Below are 6,350 nucleotides of genomic sequence, written 5' to 3' on the forward strand. Positions count from 1 at the left end.
TCTGGATAAATTTCCAAAAAATCATCAAGGACCTTGGCAGGATTCACATAGTCAGAAACTCCGGTGATATTAGCCCCCGTTCTTATCTTTTCATCAACAAGTCCTGCTCCAATAGGGTCGGTGACGGCTGTAAATAAGATTGGCCTATCGTTAACTATGTTATAGACTCCCTGGGCTGCTGGAGTGCCTATGGTGTAGATTAAGTCTGCTCCCTTTATCTTAAGGTCACTTGCCAGTTGGGGGATTAGGGAAATATCGCCTCCAGCCCTGTGGTCGATTAACTTATAAGAAATCCCTTCCCTATCTAATTCTTCCAAAAAACCAACTCTAGCCACATCAAGTGATGGGTGGTCGGCTATCTGGATTATTCCAATTATATATTCTTTTTTGCCTTCCTTTTTACTACAAGAAGATAAAATGAGGATGGCTGTGAGGGCCATTAAAACCCTGGTAATTTTTTTCCCTAATGATTTTTTCATCTCTATTCCTTTCTAAAAAACGATAATAAAAAAACTCGTCCCTATAGGACGAGTGTAAGTTCGTGGTACCACCTAATTTTATAATCTAAAAGATTACCTTAACAGGAGTCTAACAACTCCTTGCTTCAGATAACGGTAGCTTCCGTAATAGCTTACTTATTTCGGCTATTCTGCTTACAGAGGGAATAAGTTTTAATCCTTACTAAGACTTGCACCAACCGTCTTCTCTCTAAAGTAATTCATTAAAACTGTCTTTCTGTACTTACATTTTTATTTGTTATAATAATACATCAAAATTTATATTATGTCAAATTTTTATAAGGTTTTTAAATCAAGGTCGGAATCTAAGCGTAAAGTTGAGTATAAAATAGCCTTTACAGCTGGAATCCTATTTTCTGTTTGGTCAAAAACCATGGATTTTTCTGACCTAAAAACAGAGTCGGTTACTTCCATCCCATTAAAATCACAATCTTTCATATCATCTGGAAATTTGGCTAGGACTTTTTTTGCAAGGTTTGACTTATGGTCGTGGAAGGCTGGCAGGCAGTGCATAAATATCGCATCCTTATCGCACATAGCCATGACCTCATCTGTTACCCTATAAGGGTAGAGTTTTCTTATCCTTCCTATTGGTGGATTATTCTTTTCTGTAAGGGCAAGCCACATGTCTGTATAGATAATATCCGCATCTTTCACAGCCTGTCTTATATCTTCAGTGTAGATTACATCAGAATCATATTTATCAGAAAATTTCCTAGAAAGATTTACCAAAGCCTTTCCTGGGAAAAATTCCCTTGGTCCGCATCCTACAAAGTCAATTCCTAGCTTTGAGCAAGTTATGGCAAGGGAGTTTGGCATAATATCCCCAGGATAGCCCAAATAGGCAAGTTTTAGGCCTTTTAAATGACCAAATTTCTCCCTGATGGTTAGCATGTCTGAAATCATCTGGGAAGGATGGAACATATCTGTCATGGCATTATAAATTGGCACATCTGTTATCTTTACCAATTTTTCTAAGAGGTCTTGCTCGTGACCCCTATAGACAATACCGTCGTAGTAGCGATCAAAAACTAAAATAGTATCTTCTATCGATTCATTTTCTCCAAGGCCTGCCTTGGTATAGTTTATAAAAGATGAGCTCATGCCAAGATCTGCTGCCGCTATTTCAAAGGAGGTCCTAGTCCTTGTTGAGGCTTCCTCAAAAAGGAGAATGATATTTTGTCCCTCTAGGTACTTATGAAGTTTTCTTTTTTGTTTTAAATCTTTAAAATGCCATGCTAGGTCTATCAAATAAAGAATTTCCTTTTCAGAAAAATCCTTAAGGGCTATAAAGTTTCTCTTTCTTAAATCAATATCCATCTTATTTTCCATCTATAACTGTGTCTGAAAAGACAATCACGAGATTAATATCCTTATTTTTCATCTCCAAAACTCCATATTCAACAAGGTTTACTTCTAGATTATCCTTGTATCTCTTATCTGGAGAGCCGTCTTTATTGGTATGAAGATAGGTCTTTGCTATTAGGGTTGCATCTGCAATTTTTTCTTTTTCTACAAAGTTTTCGCTCCTTAGGTCAACTTGTAAATCTTCATAGTCTATGGCCTTATTAATGCCATTTTTGTTTATAAGAAGGGCTTCTGGAAGAAAGGAAAGGGTGAGGTCCCCTGTATAAAGACTATAGACCTTGACATTTGTAGAAAGCTCTCCCTCAAGACCTTCTTTTATTCTAAGCTCTTTTCTGGCTGTGATGGTATTTCTATCATAATCTGATATAAGACCGTCAACTAGCCAGACCCTATCGCTTTCTAGAATACCTGCTAAGAGCTTATTGGTAAGGTCGTATTCCTCACCTGCCCCGTCTGTAAAATCATACTCTATTTCTACTGGATTTTTCTTTTTGTAAAAGTACATGATAGCACCAGCAATCGCTATTATAACAAGAAGAGGATTTATAAAAGTAAGGATTATACCTAAGATAAAAACCACAAGACCTGGCGTCCTTAGAGGATACCTAACTTTCGCCTCATCTAGGACATCTCTTAGCCCTGTTGATTCTAGGTTTTTAAAGTCAAGACCAAAGTCTCTTTCTTCTGCCCTAGTTATTTCTTCTTCATACTTATCACTTGCTTTTTTACTTTTTTTATTTTTTCCTCCCTTTAAAGGGTTTGAGAAATCTTTCTGGTAGGAAAGGCCTGTTCCTGGTATGTAGGCTGTTGTCCTAAAGCCTCCGTTTGCTTTTTTAGTTACTCTAAAGCCCTTGCCACCCCAAGAAAATCCTGGGCCTGACTTAGACATATTTATCCTAAAGCCCTTGCCCAAATTTATACTTTTTCTAAATCTAACTCCCATTTTTACCTTCTTTCTTTATAGTATTATACCCAAAGACTAAAATTAAACTAAGAGACTAGCTTTTTATAAGATTTTAAAGTTAAAATTCCATATATTTATTTTACTTTTGGATTTTCCTAGTATAATGAAGATAGAAGTTAAGATAATTAAGTTTTGTATTTAATAAAGGAAATGATTTTATGAATAAATTAAGAAAACTAATACCAAGATATTTTAAAGCCCTTACAAGTAAGGATACACCAAAATCAGCTAAGATCCTTGCAGCCCTATCCCTTGTCTATATAGCCATGCCGGCAGACATGATTCCAGATGTCTTCCCATTTTTAGGCTACATTGATGATACAGTCCTAACAGCAGGTCTTATTTACTTTTCAAATAAGATGATACCTGAGAATATCAAAAAAGAAGTAGAAGCACCTAAGAATTAAGGTTAAAAATAAATTTTTGAAAAATAAGTAAAATTACAAGTATTTTAAAAGCCTAGGCAAAAATGATGCCTAGGCTTTTGTTTTTATTCTACTGTTACGGACTTGGCTAGATTTCTTGGTTTATCAACGTCAATCCCCTTGGCTACCGATGTGTAGTAGGCCATAAGTTGGCTTGGAACAACGGTTAAAAGAGGAGATAAGATGTCTAAAGTTTCTGGTACTTCAAAAATCTTTTCTGTTATTTTTTCCATCCTAGAGTCCTTATGGTTGGTTATGATAAAGACATTGGCTCCTCTTGCTACAACCTCCTCTACATTTGATAGGCTCTTGGCAGTGAGGTCTTTTTGGCTAAGCATAGCTATAACTGGAGTCCCATCTTCTATTAGAGAGATTGTTCCATGCTTTAGCTCACCTGCAGCAAAGGCCTCTGTGTGGATATAAGATACTTCCTTTAGCTTAAGGGCAGCTTCTATGGTTGTAGCGTAATCAAGACCCCTTCCTAGGTAAAATAGGCTGGTGTCTTTCTTTATCTCTTCTGCAAATTCCTTTATTCTGTCATCTTTTTCTAGAATTTGGTCGATTTTTCCAGGAATTTCCTTTAAGCCTTCTATTACTTTTTGGTAATCTTCCTTGGATACCCTACCGAGCTTATCGGCAAAGTCTAGGGCTAAAAGATAAAAGTTTACTAGTTGGGTTGTGTAGGCCTTGGTAGATGCTACAGCTATTTCAGGACCTGCATAGCAATAGATAGACCTGTCTGCCTCCCTGTCCATGGATGAGGCTAGGGTATTTGTAATAATAAGAGTCATAGCTCCTTCTTCCTTGGCAAGTCTTAGGGCCTTTAAGCTGTCAGCTGTTTCTCCTGATTGGGAGATAAGGATTACTAGGGTATCCTCATCTAAAAATGGATTATTGTACCTAAATTCTGAAGCTAGGTCGCAGATTACAGGTATTTTTGTAAACTTTTCTAGGGCAAATTTGGCTACTAGGCCAGAATTGTAGGCTGTACCACAGGCTACTATATAAATTCTTTTGATTTTCTCAATTTCTTCTTTAGTGAAGGAACCCTCCTCAAAAGAAGCTCGGTCACCTTTCATATTTGTCCTTAAAAGCTCCCTAATAGCTGGTCCTTGTTCGTTTATTTCCTTAATCATAAAGTGATCGTAACCAGACTTTGTAGCAGCTTCTACCGACCAGGTTATTTCTTTGATTTCTCTTTGGACTTTTTTATTATCCTTATCATAAATAGTAAAGTCATCAGCCTTAATATCAATTAGGTCTCCATTTTCTAGGTAGATTACATCCTTGGTGTATTTTAGAAGAGAAGGAATATCACTTGCCATTATCACTTCTTTATCCATTACTCCTACAACTAGGGGACTTTCTACCCTAAGACCAATTAGCCTATCTGGCTCATCAGCTGAAATAATTCCGCAAGCAAAAGAGCCTTCAAGTTTTTCTTTTACTTTTTTAACAGCTTCTAAAAGGTTTCCGTCATAGTATTTTTCTAGTAAAACTGCTATAACTTCAGTATCTGTAGATGACTTAAAAATGTAACCTTCTTCTTCGAGGTCTTTTTTTAGCTCCCTGTAGTTTTCTATAATACCATTATGGACTACGGCTATCCTTCCATTGTTAGATAAGTGAGGGTGGCTGTTCACATCACTTGCCTCTCCGTGAGTTGCCCATCTAATATGGCCTATACCGATATTGCCACTTAGGGGATTTTCTTCAAGCTCCTTTTTGAGATTAGCTATCCTTCCTGCCTTTTTAGCAAGGGAAATCTCCCCTTCCTTAATCACAACAAGACCTGCTGAGTCGTAACCACGGTACTCAAGCTTTTCTAAGCCCTCCACGATTACATCTCTTGCATCAAGACTTCCTTTGTAACATACTATTCCGCACATAGTGCCTCCTTATTAATTTTTATATGAGGCCACTGTGTCTTCTCTGTCACAGAAATTGCTCTCTGCTTTTGTCTAACACTAAGGCTGTGAACCTAGGAAGCTCCCGCCGAATTTTCGATAACTTCCTTCCTCGTCATCCCCAAGGGATCTGGCGCTTTTTTATTTTTACCTCATTATTTAATTATATTCTATTTTAAGTTATTATCCAAGATTTTTATCCGAGATAAATTATCTTTTCACTAGGTGAGTCTATTAATCCAGGATTATCATCTTATGAATTATCTTTAATATTTCTTTATTATTACAGATTATAAACCTACTTACAGTTGAATCTTCGTTCAAAGGGGGAGCCCAGGGGGACTTTCCGTATGTCCCCCAACCGGCTCCCCCTTAAACCCCCTTCCGCTACCCCCTCCAAACGGCCCCTTGGCGGGGAGCAAATAAGGTAGATTTTCTTCGAAAATCTTTTTTTAATAGGGTTTACGTCTTCGTTTTAGTATTGCTATATTCTTACTTTTAAAAAATCCCAAGCCTCCTAAAAATTGCAATCTCGTCTGACTTATGCTTTTTATTTAAAAATTAGTTCACAGTAGCTACTGTATTTATATTTGTAAAAAGCTGTCAGTGCAATTTTTTAAACGGAGTCTTGGCATTTTAAAATACTCGACCTTGGGATTTTTAGCTCTTCGTTTTAGAATGCAAAACTTATATAGAAATGTTTGGCGAAGCCAAACGAGCCCCGCAAAATCTGGAACATCAAGATAAATTCTCCATTTTACCGAGCGAAGATTTCTAATCAAGAAGACCGTTAAGAAAATCGCGTGTCTGAGCGTAGCGAGTTTGCGATTTTTAGGGCTTCGTAGATTAAAAATCAGTGTGTAGATACGAAAACTTATACAAGGTCATTCTCTCTACACAAAAAAGCTTGCCGACAAGGCAAGCTTCTAATTTCGCACTCCGCATAAGGAGCCGCTCGGGGGTGTAGTCGAGAGGGGTTTAAGGGGAGGCGGGTGAGGGACCCTGCGGAAGGTCCCTTGGGCCTCCCCTTTGAACGGAGGGGGTATGTAAATGACCAAAAACCTATATAAGATACAATTAATCTCAAATAAAAAACTATTAATGTTTTTCTGGAATCGAGTAGGAGGTAAATGATTATTTCATTCACCGTCCTCTCACACCACCGTAC

At 37.5% G+C, this 6,350-nt stretch carries 5 protein-coding genes and 1 other annotated feature; of the genes, 1 reads left to right on the forward strand and 4 read right to left on the reverse strand.

The features are described from left to right. The 3 genes from Q0410_RS04500 to Q0410_RS04510 all read right to left on the reverse strand — a co-directional run. Window positions 1-479, reverse strand: a 479-nt coding sequence (locus Q0410_RS04500) for an ABC transporter substrate binding protein (protein WP_299033364.1), incomplete at its 3' end; no start/stop codon positions are given. A 41-nt stretch (window positions 480-520) separates the two neighbouring features. Next, window positions 521-751, reverse strand: a binding site (T-box leader). 43 nt (window positions 752-794) lie between these two features. Continuing rightward, window positions 795-1,838: an ornithine carbamoyltransferase gene (gene argF / locus Q0410_RS04505; protein WP_299033367.1), complete on the reverse strand. Its 1,044-nt coding sequence runs from the start codon at window positions 1,836-1,838 to the stop codon at window positions 795-797. A gap of 1 nt (window position 1,839) precedes the next feature. Continuing rightward, the gene (locus tag Q0410_RS04510) at window positions 1,840-2,829 is read right to left on the reverse strand and encodes a DUF4236 domain-containing protein (protein WP_299033370.1); all 990 of its coding nucleotides are present in this window, start codon (window positions 2,827-2,829) and stop codon (window positions 1,840-1,842) included. Between the two features lie 179 nt (window positions 2,830-3,008). Here Q0410_RS04510 and Q0410_RS04515 point away from each other — a divergent pair, with 179 nt between their 5' ends. Continuing rightward, entirely contained in the window at window positions 3,009-3,257 is a 249-nt protein-coding gene (locus Q0410_RS04515; RefSeq protein ID WP_299033373.1) for a YkvA family protein, read from the forward strand. 83 nt (window positions 3,258-3,340) lie between these two features. Here Q0410_RS04515 and glmS read toward each other — a convergent pair whose 3' ends face one another. After that, window positions 3,341-5,164, reverse strand: a complete 1,824-nt coding sequence (glmS, locus tag Q0410_RS04520) for a glutamine--fructose-6-phosphate transaminase (isomerizing) (RefSeq protein WP_299033375.1) — start codon at window positions 5,162-5,164, stop codon at window positions 3,341-3,343. Window positions 5,165-6,350: the final 1,186 nt, after the last annotated feature.

The organism is uncultured Anaerococcus sp. (genome assembly GCF_937934665.1).
GTDB lineage: Bacteria > Bacillota > Clostridia > Tissierellales > Peptoniphilaceae > Anaerococcus.

Coding starts and splice junctions, on each gene's coding strand:
- Q0410_RS04510 (WP_299033370.1), bottom strand. CDS start 2,829: ATGGGAGTTAGATTTAGAAAAAGTATAAATTTGGGCAAGGGCTTTAGG.
- glmS (WP_299033375.1), bottom strand. CDS start 5,164: ATGTGCGGAATAGTATGTTACAAAGGAAGTCTTGATGCAAGAGATGTA.
- Q0410_RS04515 (WP_299033373.1), top strand. CDS start 3,009: ATGAATAAATTAAGAAAACTAATACCAAGATATTTTAAAGCCCTTACA.
- argF (WP_299033367.1), bottom strand. CDS start 1,838: ATGGATATTGATTTAAGAAAGAGAAACTTTATAGCCCTTAAGGATTTT.